Raw genomic sequence first — 18,451 nt, forward strand, 5'->3', positions numbered from 1 at the left:
ATGGCGATTATCATTCATATTGACGTAATGCTGGCTAAACGGAAAATGAGCGTCACCGAACTTTCAGAGAAGGTTGGCATCACGATGGCCAATCTTTCCATATTGAAAAACGGAAAGGCAAAGGCCATTCGATTATCCACTTTAGAGGCGATTTGTAGGGCTTTAGACTGCCAACCCGGCGATATTCTAGAATATAGAAGTGATGATTGAGAAATCGAGGTGACTGACACATGCAAGTATCGATCCAAAATGATTCTCAGAAAAAAACGTTGAAAGTACGATTGATGAGCGCACTCAAACAACTCGTTCGTTTTGGTTGGGAACAGGCTCTATCCTGTCTGTTCCCCGTCGTTATTTTCACCTCTTTAGCTTTGACCCAAATCATGCCCCTACCGTTACTGCCGCGCTATGATTGGCTGCTCATCATCTGCCTCCTCATGCAGTGGTGGATGGTACGTTCTGGGCTTGAAACACGGGATGAATTAAAGGTGATCACCTTATTTCACCTAATTGGACTGGCACTTGAAATTTTCAAAACACATATGGGCTCCTGGTCTTATCCCGAAGAAGGGTACTTCAAGATTTTTGGCGTCCCTTTGTATAGCGGATTCATGTATGCAAGTGTGGCAAGTTATCTTTGCCAGGCATGGAGAAGGTTAAATGTCGACCTCGTGAAATGGCCGCCCTTTTTGGTAGTGGTCCCTCTTACAGCAGCGATTTATTTGAATTTTTTCACCCACCATTATTGGATTGACGTTCGTTGGTGGTTAGCTGCACTCGTCATAATTGTCTTTTGGCGATCATGGGTCACATACGAAGTAAATGGAAAGTGTTATCGTATGCCACTTGCATTTTCTTTTATGCTGATCGGATTTTTCATATGGATTGCTGAAAACATCGCAACGTTCTTTGGCGCTTGGGAATATCCAAACCAAACCGCTGTATGGAGTCTCGTTCATCTAGGTAAAGTGAGCTCATGGGTCTTATTAGTCATTGTCAGCTTTCTGATTGTCGCGACGTTGAAGCTAGTAAAAGGAAAAAAGGAATTGTAAAAGATGATTTCTTAAAAATAAAAAAAGCCTAATTTCTCACTGTCATAAATGAGGAATCAGGCTTTTCTATTCCATTATCAGTTCGTTCCTTCAGCCGATCCAAAAAACTTACTGTCTAAAGAAAGCAACTGACTTCCATTTATCAACAGCACAACTGCCATGGCTAATAATGCTACATCCAATTCATACCCCGCTGTTTCAGCTCCCATGAAGCCCACAGACAATTTCACCGTAAAGATAGCCCCAAGCATGACGATCGCAATTAATGCCGAGACGAGTCTAGTTCCGATTCCTAAAATTAATGCGATTCCTCCCAAAAGTTCAATGAAAGCAACGACAGAACCAAGAAAACCTAAAATACCAATACTTTCAAACCAACCCGCTACATTTCCAAGACCCATTTGAAACTTTGCAATACCATGGATCAAGAACGTGATCCCTAACGCTACTCGAAGAATTAATAAACCTAACTCATATTTTTTTATCATCATTCATACTCCTCTACTCATCATTTTTCTATTTTGCTCAGTTAATAACCGTCAATACTGTATCTTTCCTTGTTGCCTTTCGGACGATTGGAGCGACCTCTGTCGCTAATAATTCGATACTCTTCACCACTTTTTCAAACGGCAAACCGCCAATATCCATCTGCGCCATGAAACGTCGGTGTCCAAAAAGTTCGTATTGGTGCAGGATTTTCTCCACGATCTGTTGTGGGCTTCCTACAAACAAAGCCGTTTCGGGAGCTGTCAGTTGTTCGAAATCTGTTCGTGCCATCTTCCTTGAACTCATCCCACGCTGACCGTTTACGTATGACCAATAATTTGAGTAATACGGATAGAATTCATCTTTTGCTTGTTGCGTAGTCTCTGCAATATACGCATGACCCGTTACACCGACCTTGAGATCTTCTACATCATGACCAGCCTCGATGCCCGCTTGATGATAGACATCCACCAATGGCTTAAATCGTGCGGGATCACCGCCCAGGATCGCCATTGCCATCCCGGCACCCAATTTTCCGGCACGGGCAGCACTGCTTGGGGTTCCCCCAACACCGACCCATACGGGCAATTCTTTCTGTAAAGGGCGGGGTGCAATTTCAGCATTTCTCAACGACGGACGGAATTGACCATCCCAAGTCATTCTCTCGTTTTCGTTAAGCTTTAATAATAAGTCAAGATTTTCCGTGAACAAGGCATCATAGTCATTTGTGTCATAACCGAAAAGAGGGAATGACTCCACAAATGCACCACGACCTGCAATGATTTCCGCCCGCCCATCCGATAGCAAATCCAATGTAGCAAAGTCCTCAAACAAACGAACCGGATCAATCGTGCTTAACACGGTCGTTGCACTTGTCAACTTGATGCGTTCCGTCATTTGAGCGATGGAGGCTAAAACGACAGGTGGCGAGGAAATGGCATAGTCGAGTCGATGATGTTCACCAACCCCAAAAATATCGAGCCCCGCCTCGTCGGCAAGTTTTGCCGCCGCCAAAACCTCCTTCATTCGTTGCCCTACGCTAATCGTTTTTCCCGTAAACGGATCCGCCACTAGATCGCCCAGTGTATATAGACCAATTTCAATTCCTTCACTTTCATGCATTGTGTACGATCTCCCAACTACTTTTTAACTTTTCACGTGAATTCCGTTTCCAGTAAGTCCACGATGAACATTCAATTTCGTTACCTCTTAATCGATACCTCCAACAAACTAATCACCATTAACTTACTTTATGTAAGTAACTATACAACCAACCCAAACATTAGTCAAGTAACTAATTTACAATAAATATTTTTGTTGCTTAGTAGTTAATAAAGTTGGAGAAAAAAACTATCTCTTCGACGATTTTCGAGTTTTATATATAGGGGAATAAACATAAAAATACCGGGCCCTAAAACAATTCTAGTTTGTTTTAGAACCCGGTATGATTAATTTGGTAAAAAGATAGGTCCGTTTGGTCCGACTGGAATTCCTAGTAGATACCAAACAACCGTAAAGATCGTCCAAGCAAAGAACAGGGCGATTGAATAAGGCAGTAGATTCGCAATGAGTGTTCCGATTCCAACATTTTTGTCGTATTTCTTAGCAAATGCCAACAACAGTGGTAAATATGGTAACACAGGTGTAATCGGATTGGTAATCGAATCACCGACCCGATAAATCATTTGCGTAAATGCCGGATCATACCCGAGATACATAAACATCGGAACGAAAATAGGCGCCAAAATCGCCCATTTTGCAGAAGCACTTCCGATGAGTAAATTGATAGCCATTGTCAAAATGATGAAGCCAACAATTAAAGGCACTCCCTCGACTTTCATTGCTTCGAGAGCGTTTGCCCCTTTAATAGCGAGAATAGGCCCCAAATTACTCCAATTAAAATAAGCAAGCATTTGAGCGGCAAAAAATACAAGGACTATATAACTCCCCATTGTGCTCATTGCATCACTTAATAGATTCCCGAAGTCTTTCGATGATTGAATGGTCTTTACCTTCAGACCATACACGAGTCCTGGGACGAAAAATAGAATCGTAATGATGAAAACAGCAGAATTCATGAGCGGTGAATTCGTAATGAGCGATCCAGTTTCAGCATTCCGTAGCAACCCATTTTCCGGAATCGCGAGAGCAAGAATCACAATAGCTGTAATGACTGCTGAAATATTTGCCCAGCGCAATGCTGAAATTTGCGTTGGCGTTAATTTTTTATCATCCATGACCTGCCCTGTATAGGCTCCAAGTCGTGGAATAGTTAACTTTGTCGTTACCAAATAAATAATAGAGAGCAGGAAAATGGTAGATGCAGCCATGAAGTAGTAGTTCATCGCGATATTCCCCACATAATCCGGATTGACGAGCTGAGCAGCGGGCTCTGTAAAACCAAGTACCAGGGCATCAGCCATTCCTAACACAAGGTTCGCGCCAAATGCACCTAACGTTGCGGCGTAAGCCATGACCAACCCTGCAAATGGATGATACCCTAATTTCATCATTACCATAGCAGCAATTGGCGGTAAAATAACCGGCCCTGCATCCCCTGCTACAGTCCCAAGGATCCCGACTAAAATCATAGTCGGGATAATGAGTGCACGAGGTGCCACTTCAATGACACGCTTCATCGCCGTTTCAAAATAACCCGTTTTCTCGGCAAGACCGACGCCAAGCATGACGACTAGCACCATGCCAAGCGGCGGAAACGCACTGAAGTTACTAATACTTTCTGATAAAATCTTTAATAAACCTTCGCCCGACAACAAGTTGACAGCTTCAATCACTTCGCCTGACACAGGATTCGTCGCTTTCAAATTGAACAATGAGGCGACAAACGAACCCGCTAAAATGACCCCCATCAATATGATGAAGATAAGGATCGGGTCAGGCAACTTATTGCCCGCAACTTCAATTTTATTTAAAAAACGGTCCACAAAACCGGTCTTTTTCTTCTCTTCCATCATAAACCCCTTCCATCTATCAGCAACAATGTTTCCCGTTTTCGGAAGTCTTACTTCCCTTCATTCATCGTCAAAGCACAGTAAACATGGAACTTCAAAGCAGCCAGCATTGCCGCTTCGTCAATGTCGAATTTCGGGTGATGATGCGGATGCACAATCCCCTTTTCCTCATTTTTCGCACCGATCAGTACATAACAGCTTGGCACTTCGTTGCTGAAGGCCGAGAAATCTTCCCCTCCGAGCATCGGATCGATCCACTCAATCGCTTCTTCGGGGATATACGTCGCTACCGTGTCTGCAACCTGTTGCGTTACATACTGATCATTGACCACTGAATCATAACCGTATGTATACTTCAATGTGGCTGTTGCACCGTTTGCAGCTGCCAACCCTTCCATAACCTGCTCAATAGCGTGTCTAACTTTTTCACGAACGTCTTGATCTAATGTCCTTACAGATCCCCCAATTTCCACACGGTCCGGAATGACATTAAGGGCCTCTCCACCACCGTGGAATTTTGTCACTGAAACGACGGCAGATTCAAGCGGACCGACTCTTCTGGATACGATATGATTCAGAGCTGACACCATTTGCGCCCCGATACTCAATGGATCCACTGTCATTTCAGGTTGTGAGGAATGCCCGCCTTTTCCTTGAATCGTAATCTCGAACAAATCGCTTGCCGCAGTGATGGCATCATGACGTACACCAATCGTCCCAAGCGGAAGCGTAGACATCAAGTGCAAACCGAGCACTTGATCCACCCCCTCCAGTACCCCTGCTGCAACCATTTCCTGGGCGCCGCCTGGAGGTAGCTCCTCCGCATGTTGGAAAATGAATAGAATATCCCCGTGTAATTGTTCTTTCAGGGAAGTGAGCACTTTGACAGCACCTAAAAGCGAAGCCGTATGGCCGTCATGAGCACAAGCGTGCATGACGCCTTCCCTTTGAGAAGCAAAAGGGAGATCCGTTTCCTCGTGGATTGGTAGTGCATCGATATCCGCTCGTAATGCAGTCGTTTTCCCAGGAAAGGACCCTTTTAATTTGGCAATGACACTTGTCTTCGTCGGACGACTAATCTCCAAGCCATCCATTTCACTTAGTCGATCTACTATATATTGTGAAGTTTGATGTTCTTCAAAGGATAATTCCGGACGTTCATGCAAGTAACGCCGCCATTCAATGGTTTCTGGAAATACTTCTTCTATTTTCAATGAAATTTTATCTTTATACATTTCTTTCACCTCTTTAGCATGGTAAAGTCCATTTATTAATGGTACCTATCCTGCGCACACTTTTCAATCATTTTTTAATATTGTCTATAATTTTCCTACTATATTTGTGACACCCTAGATTTTATTTTTCCAGCGCAGCTAGTCTAAAGCCAAAATTGAATGTTTTCTCATATAAAAGTAAGCGTCAAATACTAGGTGTGAGCTATTTGACGCTTGCTTTATCAGTCGGTTAAATCTCAACCGAGTTTTTCGTAACTTTTTTATAATGAGGATTGTCCACATCCGACAAACTTATTTTTGTGATATCTAAATCATAGTCCCATCTAGGATTTTCGTTTCCTCTTTCAACTTCTCTAAAATAATGTTGATAAATATATCTAACGTATTTAAAAAGAAGCATTAAAGATAGTACGTTAATAAATACAATCATTCCTAAAATTAGGTCTACAGCCGCCCAAATGACATTCAATTTTACAACACTTGCTAATACAAGAATCATTGCTAGTACGACTCTGAATACTAAAATGGGGATCTTTTTCTTTTCTTTAAAAATATACGTTAAATTGGATTCACCATAATGCATATCTGCTAATAGTGTCGTAAATCCGAATAAAAACATCGCAAAAAATACAATCCAACTACCTAAACTACCTAAAACAGAACCGAAAGCAGTTTGTAATAATAAGATACCGTCTTGACCTGATTCTAAGGAGCCGGTCATCAAAATGGCCAGTGCAGTAGCTGTACAAATAATAATCGTAGTGATGAAGGTGCCAATCATCCCCAAAAACCCTTGGTCTACTGGATGTTTAACATCGGCAGAAGCATGCATGATAGCAGCAGACCCGTTCCCTGCATCATTAGAAAACATTCCTCTGGCCACGCCGCTTCTAAACGCCTCTGCAACAGTCCATCCTACCACTCCACCAACTGCCGACTTCCCTGTGAATGCGCTTTCAAAGATAGCACCAAAGATGGTCGGGATATAAGCGAAATTAATGATTACTATATAAAGTACAACCGAAAAGTAAACAACTACCATAAGGGGAACAATAAAAGTGGATACATTCGCTAATCTTTGCATTCCTCCGATGGTTACTAAAAATGCCAAGATCACAACAATTATCCCTGGAATAATCGGATGAATGTTAACTACACCCGTAAATGCGTTCGCAATTGAATTTGTCTGAATAGACGCGATTGCAATACCAATACCCAATACATATAGAAATGAGATTATAATAGCCAATGGCTTATTTCTCAAACCTTTTTCAATGTAATAAGCTGGTCCTCCTTGATAATTTCCATCTTTATCTTTAACCCGAAAAGCTTGCCCTAGAACTGTTTCACTAAAACTTACAATCATTCCAAACAACGCGGTCATCCACATCCAGAAAATAGCTCCGGGACCTCCAATAAACAATGCACTACTCACACCCACTAGACTTCCTGTACCTAATTGACCACCGAGGGCAGCCATTAAAGTACCGAATCCAGATACGCCTCCGTCATCACCTTGCACACTTTTTTTCATGGTACGAATCGCCCGGAAAAAATGTTTAACTTGAGGGAATTTTAGTCTAATCGTGAAGTATAGACCAACACCTAGTAAAGTATATCCGATCACATTTGCCCACAGCCAGTCAGTTATATCATATATTACTTGCATGATAACACCCCTCTCATATATTGATTACGTAAAATATTCCGACATTTATCCAGAATAGTCTTCCCACTGTAACCAATTACGCCAAGGCGTAATTGATTAAACTTACTGGGGAAAAGCATTGCTTAAAGCGGTAATTTCAAGCGAACAATTTCAGCAAAAAATTCAGCACCGCGAACTAAATTTTCATCTTTATAATCAAACTTGGCATGGTGAAGAGGATATACTTCTTCTCCTTCACGCTTACCACCCAGGAAGACATAGCATCCCGGAATTTTATCAATAAAATGCCCAAAATCCTCTGAACCCATTATCGGCTGTGCATGATCAACCACATTTTCTTCCCCAAGTACGTTTGTAGCTGCTTGCACTACTGTATGGTGACAATCTTCCCAGTTAACTGTTGGAGAAAAAGAGTTTCTATAGGTGAATTCGCATGTTGCCCCGTTCGCCTCACAAATACTTTCACAAATTGCTTGCATTCTCTCTTTAATAAGAGATTGGACTTCCGGTTTATAACTTCTGCAGTCACCAGTTATGACAACATTCGTCGGTATTACATTGACTGTACCGTCCGTATGGATTTCAGTACAAGAAACAACCGCGGTGTCAATCGGATCAATATTTCTTGCTACAATGGTTTGTAAGGCTAATATGATTTGGGAAGCGGTCACCAATGCGTCAACCCCCATGTTTGGAGCTGAGGCATGTCCCCCTTTCCCTTTTATACGAATTTCGAAGTTATCCTCACTTGCCATAATCCCTCCAACTTTGGAATGGATTTGCCCCTCTGGCAAACCAGGCATATTGTGTAACCCATAAAATTCATCAATTGGGAAACGCTCAAATAATCCATCCTTTAGCATGGCAAGTGCCCCTTCACCGTGTTCCTCTGCAGGTTGGAAAATGAAACGAACCATTCCGTTAAAGTTTTTTCGATCCGCAAGTAATTTCGCTGCACCAAGTGCTGTCGTTACATGTCCATCATGGCCGCAAGCATGCATCTTACCCGGATATTTCGAAGAGTATGGTAGATTGGTTTGTTCTTGAATGTTCAAAGCATCCATATCAGCACGGATTCCAATAATTCCTGGGCCATCACCATTTTTTAATGTACCAACTACCCCTGTTTTTCCAATGCCAGTAACCACTTCATAACCCATTTCCAGCAATTTCTCTGCAACAAACCGCGCTGTATTTTCTTCTTCAAAAGCAGTTTCAGGGTATGAATGGAGATAATGCCTCCACTCCGTAAGTTGATTGTTTAAATTTTCATTGCTCATATTCATTCCACCCTCTTATGAACTCTTTTATGTTTCTACTTAGAATCTGTTAATTAGATAGGCACCCATTGGCTTTTCCTAGATGGGGATGATGTCATCCCTCATCTAGGCTTTTTAAAGAATGAACTCCTCCTTAATTCGGACAAAGTCCTTCCCATACAACCTTCTGATAAGTTGCTGGATCCGTATCTCCTTCAGTGCTAATTAGCAAAACCCGCGAATCAGCATCAAGTGAAATCGCCTTGCCATGAGCAGGGTCTTTCGCCAGTTTTCGCAAATAGTACAGTAAGCCGAGTGTCACTGCCCCAGACTCACCGGATATCACTCGAGGATCACCCTTCATCGGATTCCCATATAAACGCATACCGAGTGCTGCAATATTGTCGTTACACGAAAATGTCCCTTTCGCATATTGGCGTAACAAGCGATAAGCACTTGTGTTAGGCTCCCCGCATGACAGCCCCGCCATAATGGTGTTCATATCCCCCGTGACAATTTCCCTAGTACCATCTTCCGTTAAAAATGAACGGTAATAACACTCCGCTTGTTCGGGTTCGACGACCACAATCGTCGGTGGATTGTCCCGATAATGTTCAAGCATATAACCCGCAATGGCTGCTGCGAAAGAACCGACGCCCGCCTGAAGGAAAATATGCGTCGGCTGTTGTCCACCGTCTGCATCCAACTGATCTACGGCTTCTTTTGCGATGGAAGCATACCCTTGCATAATCCATAAAGGTATGTCTTCGTAACCATCCCAAGCCGTGTCCTGAACGAGAACCCATCCATTTTCATCAGCCAGGTTTGCACACATCCTAACCGTGTCATCGTAATTGATGGATGTAATTTCAGCGTGGGCCCCTTCATCACGGATCGCTTGCAAACGTCGTTCTGTCGATCCTTTCGGCATATAGACGACCGATTGATGGCCAAGCTCCCTTGCTGCCCAAGCTACACCTCGTCCATGATTACCGTCCGTCGCTGTAATGAACGTCAATTCGCCAAGCTGTTCTTTTACTTTGGAAGACTGCAACTCTTCAAATGATAGATTTTCAATATTTTCCCCTAAACGATCGGCTAAGTATCTTGCAATGGCATAGATGCCGCCCATCACTTTGAAGGCATTCAGACCAAAACGCTGTGACTCATCCTTCATTCTGATATCCGCAACGTTTAAATGTTCAGCTAAATTTTTTAGGCGATATAAAGGCGTTTCCGTATACAAACGATGTGTTTTTTGGAACTCATGAATCCCTTTAATTTTAGTTTCTTCAAATGGAGCTAGTTCTTCTTCGTTATATTCCGGTGAATAAAAATGGTTGATGGCCAACTTGATATCTTCTTGAATAGTTTTCTGCATGATAATCCCCCTGATTCAATTCGTTATTGATAATTGTAATACTATTGTTTTCCTGCAAGATGACGAACAACGTCCAGTAACACATTCGCCCCTGCCACTAAATCCGAGTCCGATGTATGCTCGCGAGGATTGTGACTGATCCCCCCATCACTTGGAACGAAAATCATAGCTGTCGGGCAAATGCGGGCGATCATTTGTGCATCATGCCCTGCGCCGGAAGTCATCCGCTTCGATTCTAGGCCACGATGATTGGATGCAACTTCCACCAACTCAACGATATGCTTGTCGAAAATAACCGGTTCAAAGCGCGCTAGTCGCTCTACCGTAATCGTAACTTCCTCTGCAGGCTCAAGTTCTTGAAGGTATTTTGTCAATGCTGCCTCTTCGTCTTTCAGGCGCTGTTCATCGGGATCGCGTAAGTCGACCGTGAACGTGGCACGTGAAGGAATCACGTTGATCGCATTTGGTTCAAATTCGATGCAACCAACCGTCGCCACAGTCGGTGTGACGGAACTAACTGCACGTTCATGCAGGAACGTCATAACTTTTGCGGCGGCATGTCCCGCGTCACGCCGCATCGCCATCGGAGTGGTACCGGCATGATTGGCATCACCTTCTATCGTCACGCGTTGCCAAGAGATTCCTTGAAGGTTTTCTACTGCGCCGATCGGGATTCCCATCCGTTCAAGCACTGGGCCTTGCTCTACATGTAGTTCTACATAAGCGTGCGGCTGTAAAAATCCCGGATCTTCCGTGCCCGCATAACCAATTTTCTCAAGCTCTTCGCCTAGTAAAGTCCCATCAGTGCCGACTGTTGCCAGCGCCTCATCAACGGAAAGACCTCCCGCATAGACAAGGGAGCCCATCATATCGGGTGCATAGCGCACCCCTTCCTCATTTGTGAACGCTGCAACCGCGATCGGGCGGGAAGGAACAAACCCGGACTCCCGCAGAGTCTTGATGACCTCGATGCCCGCAAGTACACCATAACACCCATCATAAATACCAGCATTGATGACTGTGTCTATATGCGAACCAACGAGGACAGGGGCTTGCTCTGCAGTATCTGTTCCACGCCAAATACCAAAAATATTGCCGATGCGGTCGATTGCGATTTCCAGTCCGGCATCCTCCATCCAAGAAACCACCGCATCGCGCCCTGCTTTATCTGTTTCAGAAGCTGCTAACCTAATCAATTTGCCATCTTCATCACGCCCTATTTGACCCAGCTCTTGAATTCTACGGACTAATCGTTCCGCGTCTATGGATGGCTGATTACCGTTTAGTTTGATTTCGTTGTTTTCCGTTTTCATGATGCCGATCCTCCTATTTCAATTTCGCAATGACTTCGATTTCCACTAATGCCCCTTTGGGAATTGCTGACACTTCTACACAACTTCTTGCCGGTTTATGGGCGGTAAAATAAGAGCCGTACACTTCATTCACACTTTGGAATGAATCGATTGAATCTAGAAAAATCGTTGTTTTAAAAACGTCTTCCAATCCGAGACTCAAATCCGACAGAAGCCCCTTAATATTATTCAGTATTTGCTCTGTTTGTTCGGCAGCCGTTTCACCGACCATTTCTCCACTTTCAATATCCAATGGCAACATCCCTGATAAAAATGCAAAACCATCTACTGTAACCGCTTGTGAATAGGGTCCGACAGCCGCCGGTGCTTTATTTGTTGAAATTTGTTGAATCATTTATTTTTCCCCCTTACTATCTACAAATGTATTAATGCAAGAGTCGTGCCAAGTTACAAAAACGTCTAAAGCAAGGGGTAATAAAAAAAAGAGCCGTATATTGAGTATCAAAGCGATACTCAATATACGGCTTGTTTATGTATTAGGATAAATCTCTATAAAGAAAACAATCATAATATCAAATTGAGACTAAGTATCAATTTGATATTTATTTATTTTCCTAAATAACGTTGCCCTTCCAATTCCGAGCAGACCGCTGGCATCTTCAATATTCAGATCATGATGACGAACATAATCCAGCGCTTTTTGAATCATTTCTTTCTCCATTTCTTGAAGGGAGAATGAAGGTAAGGTAACTGCGGGTTCTCCCTGTTCGATTTTCAATTTACGAAGGATAAGTGCTTCTGCCGCTTCCATTGTAATCCAACCGCTATCGATAAAATTGAATAAGTACTCGATGAAGTTTTTTAATTCGCGAACATTTCCTTCCCATGGGTAATGGATCATCAACTCTTTCACGTCTTTTCCAAACCCGAGTACATTCGCTTGGAACAGCTGATTGAAAATCCCAATAAAATGCTCACTTAAAGCGAGAATATCTTCCTTTCGGCTTCTAAGTGGCGGCAGGACCATCGGAATCACATTTAACCTGAAATACAAATCTTCTCTGAATGTTCCTTTACTCACCATTTCCTGCAGGTCTTGATTTGTAGCTGCAATGACACGCACGTCAATCGGAATGGATGCTGTTCCGCCTAGACGCTCAATTTCCCTTTCCTGCAAAACTCGTAATAATTTCACTTGAAGTAAGGAGGGCATTTCTCCTATTTCATCCAGAAAAATTGTTCCTGTATTTGCTAATTCAAATTTACCGGGTTTCCCTTTCTGATTGGCACCCGTGAACGCCCCTTTTTCATACCCGAACAATTCACTTTCCAATAAGTTTTCAGGAATCGCACCACAGTTGACTGTTATAAAGGGCTTGTCTTTCCGCATACTTGCATGATGGATCGCTTTCGCAAACTCCTCTTTTCCCGTCCCACTTTCTCCTTGGATTAAAATCGTGGAATGGGATTGCGAAACTTGATAGGCATAATCCTTCACTTCTTGTATTTGCGCACTGATACCGATAATTTGATCAAACGGTTTTTTTTGATTTTCCGTTGTTTTTTCCGCCAAATGCTGAATTTCATTCACGTCTTGAATGGTGATCAAGTACTCGGATGACTGACGAACAGAAGAAATTTTTTGCTTATTCACCAGAAAGCTTTTTTCGATACCATTAATCGTCAAGTTGATCGTTTGATCGATTTCCTCGTCTTCTCGGCCCCTTGTGCGTAAAAAATGTTGAACTTCTTCCGGCAATATGTGTTTTTCTTTTATTTCCATCAATAGTTCTGCTTTTACATTTATTTCTTGGATGCTTCCTGCTTCATCAATGACAATGATTCCTTGATTGACAAGGTTCATAATTTTATCCATTTTTTCTGAACTACGCGTAAGCTGCTGGATCATCTCATGCTCGTGTAATTTACTGGCCAACAGATCTGCCATTTTACTCAAGAAAGTGAGGATACCTCCTGTATTTTCAAATAAGCGCAACCGCTGATCCTCATTAAAAGCTAATAACCCGATCACACCAATCGGTTGCCCTTGAAAGGTAATCGGCGCACAAATTTCACCAGTTTCCGAGCAATTCCCAAAAAACTTGCATCGCTCACAAATTGGGTCATGCCCAGGATTTTCAATCACGACGGGTTGTCCCGTCCGAACAGCGGACTGATAGACGAAGTCACCTTCCATTTTGCGAAGCACACTTTCTTTTTGCTCTCCCGTTCCTGCCACTCGAATGAAATGATGATTGGCAATCTCCACTTCTATTTTCAGAACAGCCGCTATGGCATCCGCGATCCGCTGTACTGCAGGTTGAATACTCATCAAATCCATCAAATCACCTTCTATTCTATCGCCGTAATGATTCAATAAAATCATACCACCCTATGGATGAATTCCATAACGTCTCTCTTGATACGAATACTTTTACTTCAAAAATGAACTCCCTCTCAGTGTATAAACTTTCTACGAAAAGTGAAGAGCTAAGGATGACTAATTTTGAGGAGGCTGTCCATTTTGGCAGAGAACAAAGACACGAAACAGGACATGCAACGCGAGACATTGACAACGCGCCAAGGTCATCCTGTGAAGGATAACCAAAACATTCGCACAATCGGTGATCGCGGTCCAGCCATGCTTGAGAATTATCATTTCATCGAAAAGATTTCCCATTTTGATCGGGAAGAGGTTCCGGAACGTGTCGTGCACGCGCGAGGAGCAGGTGCCTTTGGCTATTTTGAAACGTATGGAAAAGTGGGAGACGAACCCGTGGAAAAATATACGCGTGCCAAAGTATTTTCAGGTGCCGGGAAGAAAACACCACTGATGGTTCGTTTTTCTACAGTGGCGGGGGCGAAAGATTCCCCGGAAACAGCACGGGATCCACGCGGCTTCGCGGTAAAAATGTATACGGAAGATGGCAACTGGGATTTGGTTGGAAACAATCTCAAAATTTTCTTTATACGCGATGCGATGAAGTTTCCGGACATGATTCACGCATTTAAGGCTGATCCGGCTTCGAACGTCTCCAATCCTCAGCGGATGTTTGACTTCGTTTCCCGTTCACCTGAAGCGACGCATATGATCACCTTTCTATTTTCTCCATGGGGCATTCCGGCGACGTACCGCCATATGCAAGGTTCCGGCGTCAACACCTACAAATGGGTAAATGACAAAGGTGAAGCGGTGCTGGTGAAGTATCATTGGGAGCCGAAGCAAGGGATTCGTAATTTGACACAAGAAGAAGCGGACGCCATTCAAGCCAAGAACGTTGGTCATGCGACACAGGATTTATATGAAGCGATCGAGCGCGGGGATTATCCTGAGTGGGAGCTTTTCGTACAGATCATGGAGGATGATTACCACCCGGAGCTCGACTTCGACCCTCTTGATGATACAAAGCTTTGGCCGGAAGAGAAGTTTCCGTGGCGACCGGTTGGACGTATGGTCCTCGACCGCAATCCAGTGGATTTTCATGCGGAAATCGAGCAAGCCGCCTTCGGTACAGGCGTCCTCGTAGACGGCATGGATTTCTCAGATGACAAAATGCTGCAAGGCCGGACGTTTTCTTACTCCGATACCCAGCGTTACCGTGTAGGAGCGAATTATTTAAAACTGCCTGTGAATGCACCGAAAGTGCCTGTGCGCACCAATCAGCGTCGGGGTCAGATGGCTGTTCCTGATTTAGAAGAAGCTGGAGATCCACATATTAACTATGAACCATCGATGCTCGGTGGCTTTGAGGAAGCAAACCCAGAAAACCATCATCCACCGCATCACCCTACGTACAATGCGGCTGCTATGAGCGCACCCATTGATCGTCCGAACAACTACGGTCAAGCAGGACACACATACCGCAGCTTTGAAGATTGGGAACGCGATGAATTGATTAACAACCTATCCGATGCACTTGCCATCTGCGATAAACGTATTCAGGATGCCATGATCGAGCACTTCACACAAGCCGATGAAGAGTACGGCCGACGTGTCAAAGAAGGCATTGAAAAGAAAATGAAAGAACTAGGAGAAATGGGCTCGGAAAACAAAGTTCCCGGCCGTGAATCAGGACAATCAAAATATGGTCAAGGCTCATTAGCAGCGAACGAAGCAACAAAAGACGCTGTGAACAAAAGTCATGAAGCCGATCCCTATTAATTGTATATCAGACGTATGGACCGGGTGTGGACGCACCCGGTCTATTTCAATAGTTCCGCCATCTACTACTCCCCTTCCACACCTATACAAAACCGCAGTACAAGCGACCTCCACTAATTTGTCATCATCACGATTTGAAATATATATTTTTTTAAAGTCCAATTACACTCTAAATCAAAGAAGTACTAAAAGTGCTACTCTCATTCATATAGTATGAACAAACAAACCTTGCAATCTTATGCAGATTTCTCGAAACCTGTAAAAAGATCGCCTCACTGAATATAACGGATCACTTCAGTAAATAGATGGAATGGATTTTTCTAAAAACATTGCCGATTTAAGCTCATTTGGATTGTGATTATCGAAAGGGAGGGACGTTTAATGGCGAACGACCGCGAAGATTTATTTGATAAGGAAAAGCAAAATGAGCTGAAATTGAAAGTAGAACGAAAAGATGGAGAACCTACTTCAGCTTTCAAAGGGGCCTCTTTGGCAACACTAGTCATTGGAATATCAGCTTATATTATTGGTTTATTCAACGCTGCAATGGAACTAAATGAAAAAGGGTATTACTTTGCTATTTTACTACTCGGACTCTATTCATCTGTCTCTTTGCAAAAAGCGGTACGAGATAAAGAAGAAGGTATCCCAGTGACAAATATTTACTATGGGATTAGTTGGTTTGCCCTGCTTGTATCGATATTACTGATGGGTATCGGTTTGTACAACACAGGTAGTATCGTTCTAAGTGAAAAAGGATTTTATGCGATGGCTTTCGTTCTTAGTATCTTTGCAGCCATCACCGTCCAGAAAAACGTCCGAGATACACAGAAAGCAAGAGAAAGAGCTTGAACTCCTTTTCGCAAACATAAAAACGACTTCGTTGGAAGTCGTTTTTATGTTTCCTGTAATCTTCCTTCGAAATTCTCTTTCGGCTGCTTGCTTCTTTGCTGCCACCTTAGGAAAATATTATTGGTCAACAAGGATATGATAATGAAAATGGTGCCTATATAATCGTACACTGTGATGCCCGCCCCTTGAACAATTTGAATGACCAACGTCGTAACAGGTACCAGGTTCAAAAATAATAATCCATTTAACGGTGTGATGACACTCACGCCATAATTCCACCCTACCAAGGCAATCACACCTGGGAAAATTACCATAAAAGCAATATGCGGGCTCGTGATCATAATTGTTTCAACAGTTGGAAACGAGACGTAACCTGAAAGTGTCGCTCCAAGAACGACAACAAGTGCAGTAGCCGTTCCAAGCAAACAACTTAGCGTCGAATAACGTAACGCGGACCAGCCATCCTTGCTAAATCGGCTTCCGCCCATCGTGTAAACCACCCACCCAACGACTGCGATAAAAATCAATAAAGAGGGAAGAATGTCATTTTTCGCTGTAAAAAAAGCACCAAAATCACCTTTTGTGACGACTAACGATGCTCCAACAAACCCGATAAACACACAAAACATTGTAAATGCATGAGGTCGTTGTCTGATGAACACCCAGGCAATAATGATAGAAATCATCGGCATTAAAGATTCCATAATGGAAGCGATCATCGTACCTGGATTGCCCAATAAATCTTGCCCCCAGAAAATGAGCAAATTATAAACTGCAAAGGCCATTGTGCCGTAAAACCACAGGTGCCAACCTTTCCCTTCAAAGCGGAAAGCTTGTTTGCCTTCCTTCCATAACAACCACACGATTAAAATGATCGTTACAAAGCCATAACGGAAAATCGTAAAATAAAGTGGGTCAATATGTTGAAACGCATGATTCGCTACCGGAAACATTGCTCCCCAAGATATTGCGGAGATCAAACATAAAAAAGCACCCAATACTACATTATTTTTCACGCAAATCGTTGTCTCCTTCAATTAATTTCTCTATATCCATTTAATCACAAGTTAGCTATCTCTCAAAATGAACAATAATGATGTTTAACATCTAAATTAGTGATATCATGAAAGAAAGTTAAATGGAAAGGGTGGCATCGGGTGGAGTTTAAAGACTTGGAAATCTTTCAAATGGTTGCAAAAAAAGGAACGATTACTGAAGCCGCAAAAGAATTAAGTTACGTCCAATCAAATATTACATCACGGATCCAGAAACTTGAGACTGAAATGAATACAGCTCTTTTTAACCGGCATAACCGTGGAATGACGTTAACGCCTGAAGGAAAAAAACTGCTAGTCTATTGCGAGAAAATCCTAAAGCTGACAAATGAAATGAAAAAAGTCGTCCAAAGTAAATCGGAACCGGCAGGAAAACTGGAAATCGGGTCCATTGAAACCGTCATAAAATTACCGGTTATATTATCTGCCTATAACAAAAAATATAAAAATGTAGACTTATCACTTCTGACAGGGGTTACCGAACAACTCCAAAATGACGTCTTGAATCATAATCTGGACGGTGCCTTTATAACGGAAATTAACCAGCATCCTGAACTTGTTGCCCATGACGTTTTTCAAGAAGAACTGGTCCTCATATCGGACAACACCAAAACGTCATTGGAACAATTAAAAAAAGAGCCGTTCCTATGTTTTAGCAAAGGATGCGGCTACCGGGCAAGATTAGAAAATTGGTATAAAGACCAAAACATCACACCACAAAAAGTGATGGAGTTCGGTACCTTGGAAACCATCTTAGGAAGCGTCGCCATGGGACTTGGCATTACATTCGTCCCGAAATCGGCCGTTTCCCATTTAGAAGAAAAAGGATTGATCCAGTGTCATTATCTACCTGAAAAATATAGCAAAATCAATACCGTCTTTATCAGACGAAAAGATGCCTACTTAACCTCTACGCTCGAAAAGTTTATCGAAACGTTTGAACAAAGCAAAGGTGAACCGGCTTATCCGCTGACTTGAGGATTTTATCCCATGAAAAAACCCCGTTTGATAGCTG

16 protein-coding genes are annotated in these 18,451 nt (G+C 42.9%); 5 read left to right on the plus strand and 11 right to left on the minus strand.

What is annotated here, in order from left to right; translation table 11 throughout:
• Both ACFPRA_RS12040 and ACFPRA_RS12045 read left to right on the plus strand, forming a co-directional pair.
• Positions 1 to 210, plus strand: a complete 210-nt coding sequence (locus ACFPRA_RS12040; protein WP_381434598.1) for a helix-turn-helix domain-containing protein — start codon at positions 1 to 3, stop codon at positions 208 to 210.
• Between the two features lie 74 nt (positions 211 to 284).
• Positions 285 to 1,052: a DUF817 domain-containing protein gene (locus tag ACFPRA_RS12045; protein WP_381434890.1), complete on the plus strand. Its 768-nt coding sequence runs from the start codon at positions 285 to 287 to the stop codon at positions 1,050 to 1,052.
• Positions 1,053 to 1,129: 77 nt separating this feature from the next.
• Here ACFPRA_RS12045 and ACFPRA_RS12050 read toward each other — a convergent pair whose 3' ends face one another.
• The 10 genes from ACFPRA_RS12050 to ACFPRA_RS12095 all read right to left on the minus strand — a co-directional run bounded on the left by ACFPRA_RS12050 (position 1,130) and on the right by ACFPRA_RS12095 (position 13,708).
• On the minus strand, positions 1,130 to 1,540 hold the full coding sequence (locus ACFPRA_RS12050) for a DoxX family protein (protein WP_381434600.1): 411 nt from the start codon (positions 1,538 to 1,540) through the stop codon (positions 1,130 to 1,132).
• Between the two features lie 37 nt (positions 1,541 to 1,577).
• On the minus strand, positions 1,578 to 2,660 hold the full coding sequence (locus ACFPRA_RS12055; RefSeq protein ID WP_381434603.1) for an LLM class flavin-dependent oxidoreductase: 1,083 nt from the start codon (positions 2,658 to 2,660) through the stop codon (positions 1,578 to 1,580).
• Between the two features lie 326 nt (positions 2,661 to 2,986).
• Positions 2,987 to 4,513: an AbgT family transporter gene (locus tag ACFPRA_RS12060; protein ID WP_381434605.1), complete on the minus strand. Its 1,527-nt coding sequence runs from the start codon at positions 4,511 to 4,513 to the stop codon at positions 2,987 to 2,989.
• Between the two features lie 47 nt (positions 4,514 to 4,560).
• Positions 4,561 to 5,745, minus strand: a complete 1,185-nt coding sequence (locus tag ACFPRA_RS12065; protein ID WP_381434608.1) for an amidohydrolase — start codon at positions 5,743 to 5,745, stop codon at positions 4,561 to 4,563.
• Between the two features lie 229 nt (positions 5,746 to 5,974).
• Entirely contained in the window at positions 5,975 to 7,414 is a 1,440-nt protein-coding gene (locus ACFPRA_RS12070) for an alanine/glycine:cation symporter family protein (RefSeq protein ID WP_381434611.1), read from the minus strand.
• Positions 7,415 to 7,536: 122 nt separating this feature from the next.
• The gene (locus tag ACFPRA_RS12075; RefSeq protein WP_381434614.1) at positions 7,537 to 8,694 is read right to left on the minus strand and encodes a M20 aminoacylase family protein; all 1,158 of its coding nucleotides are present in this window, start codon (positions 8,692 to 8,694) and stop codon (positions 7,537 to 7,539) included.
• Positions 8,695 to 8,827: 133 nt separating this feature from the next.
• Positions 8,828 to 10,054 carry a diaminopropionate ammonia-lyase gene (gene dpaL, locus ACFPRA_RS12080; protein ID WP_381434617.1) on the minus strand — a complete coding sequence of 409 codons (1,227 nt, stop codon included), beginning with the start codon at positions 10,052 to 10,054 and terminating at the stop codon, positions 8,828 to 8,830.
• A gap of 41 nt (positions 10,055 to 10,095) precedes the next feature.
• On the minus strand, positions 10,096 to 11,367 hold the full coding sequence (locus ACFPRA_RS12085; protein ID WP_381434619.1) for a Zn-dependent hydrolase: 1,272 nt from the start codon (positions 11,365 to 11,367) through the stop codon (positions 10,096 to 10,098).
• A gap of 13 nt (positions 11,368 to 11,380) precedes the next feature.
• Positions 11,381 to 11,761, minus strand: coding sequence for a Rid family detoxifying hydrolase (locus ACFPRA_RS12090; protein WP_381434622.1), 381 nt, complete (start codon positions 11,759 to 11,761; stop codon positions 11,381 to 11,383).
• Between the two features lie 189 nt (positions 11,762 to 11,950).
• Positions 11,951 to 13,708, minus strand: coding sequence for a sigma-54-dependent Fis family transcriptional regulator (locus ACFPRA_RS12095; protein WP_381434624.1), 1,758 nt, complete (start codon positions 13,706 to 13,708; stop codon positions 11,951 to 11,953).
• A gap of 213 nt (positions 13,709 to 13,921) precedes the next feature.
• On the opposite strand from ACFPRA_RS12095, the gene ACFPRA_RS12100 reads away from it, so the two are divergent.
• On the plus strand, positions 13,922 to 15,529 hold the full coding sequence (locus ACFPRA_RS12100; protein ID WP_381434892.1) for a catalase: 1,608 nt from the start codon (positions 13,922 to 13,924) through the stop codon (positions 15,527 to 15,529).
• A gap of 381 nt (positions 15,530 to 15,910) precedes the next feature.
• The gene (gene yiaA, locus ACFPRA_RS12105) at positions 15,911 to 16,381 is read left to right on the plus strand and encodes an inner membrane protein YiaA (protein ID WP_381434627.1); all 471 of its coding nucleotides are present in this window, start codon (positions 15,911 to 15,913) and stop codon (positions 16,379 to 16,381) included.
• A gap of 44 nt (positions 16,382 to 16,425) precedes the next feature.
• Here yiaA and ACFPRA_RS12110 read toward each other — a convergent pair whose 3' ends face one another.
• The gene (locus ACFPRA_RS12110; protein WP_381434629.1) at positions 16,426 to 17,397 is read right to left on the minus strand and encodes a DMT family transporter; all 972 of its coding nucleotides are present in this window, start codon (positions 17,395 to 17,397) and stop codon (positions 16,426 to 16,428) included.
• Positions 17,398 to 17,538: 141 nt separating this feature from the next.
• On the opposite strand from ACFPRA_RS12110, the gene ACFPRA_RS12115 reads away from it, so the two are divergent.
• Entirely contained in the window at positions 17,539 to 18,414 is an 876-nt protein-coding gene (locus ACFPRA_RS12115; RefSeq protein ID WP_381434631.1) for a LysR family transcriptional regulator, read from the plus strand.
• The last annotated feature ends 37 nt before the right edge of the window (positions 18,415 to 18,451 follow it).

Origin of the sequence: Sporosarcina soli (assembly GCF_042655805.1) — a bacterium.
In the GTDB taxonomy this organism is placed as follows: domain Bacteria; phylum Bacillota; class Bacilli; order Bacillales_A; family Planococcaceae; genus Sporosarcina; species Sporosarcina soli.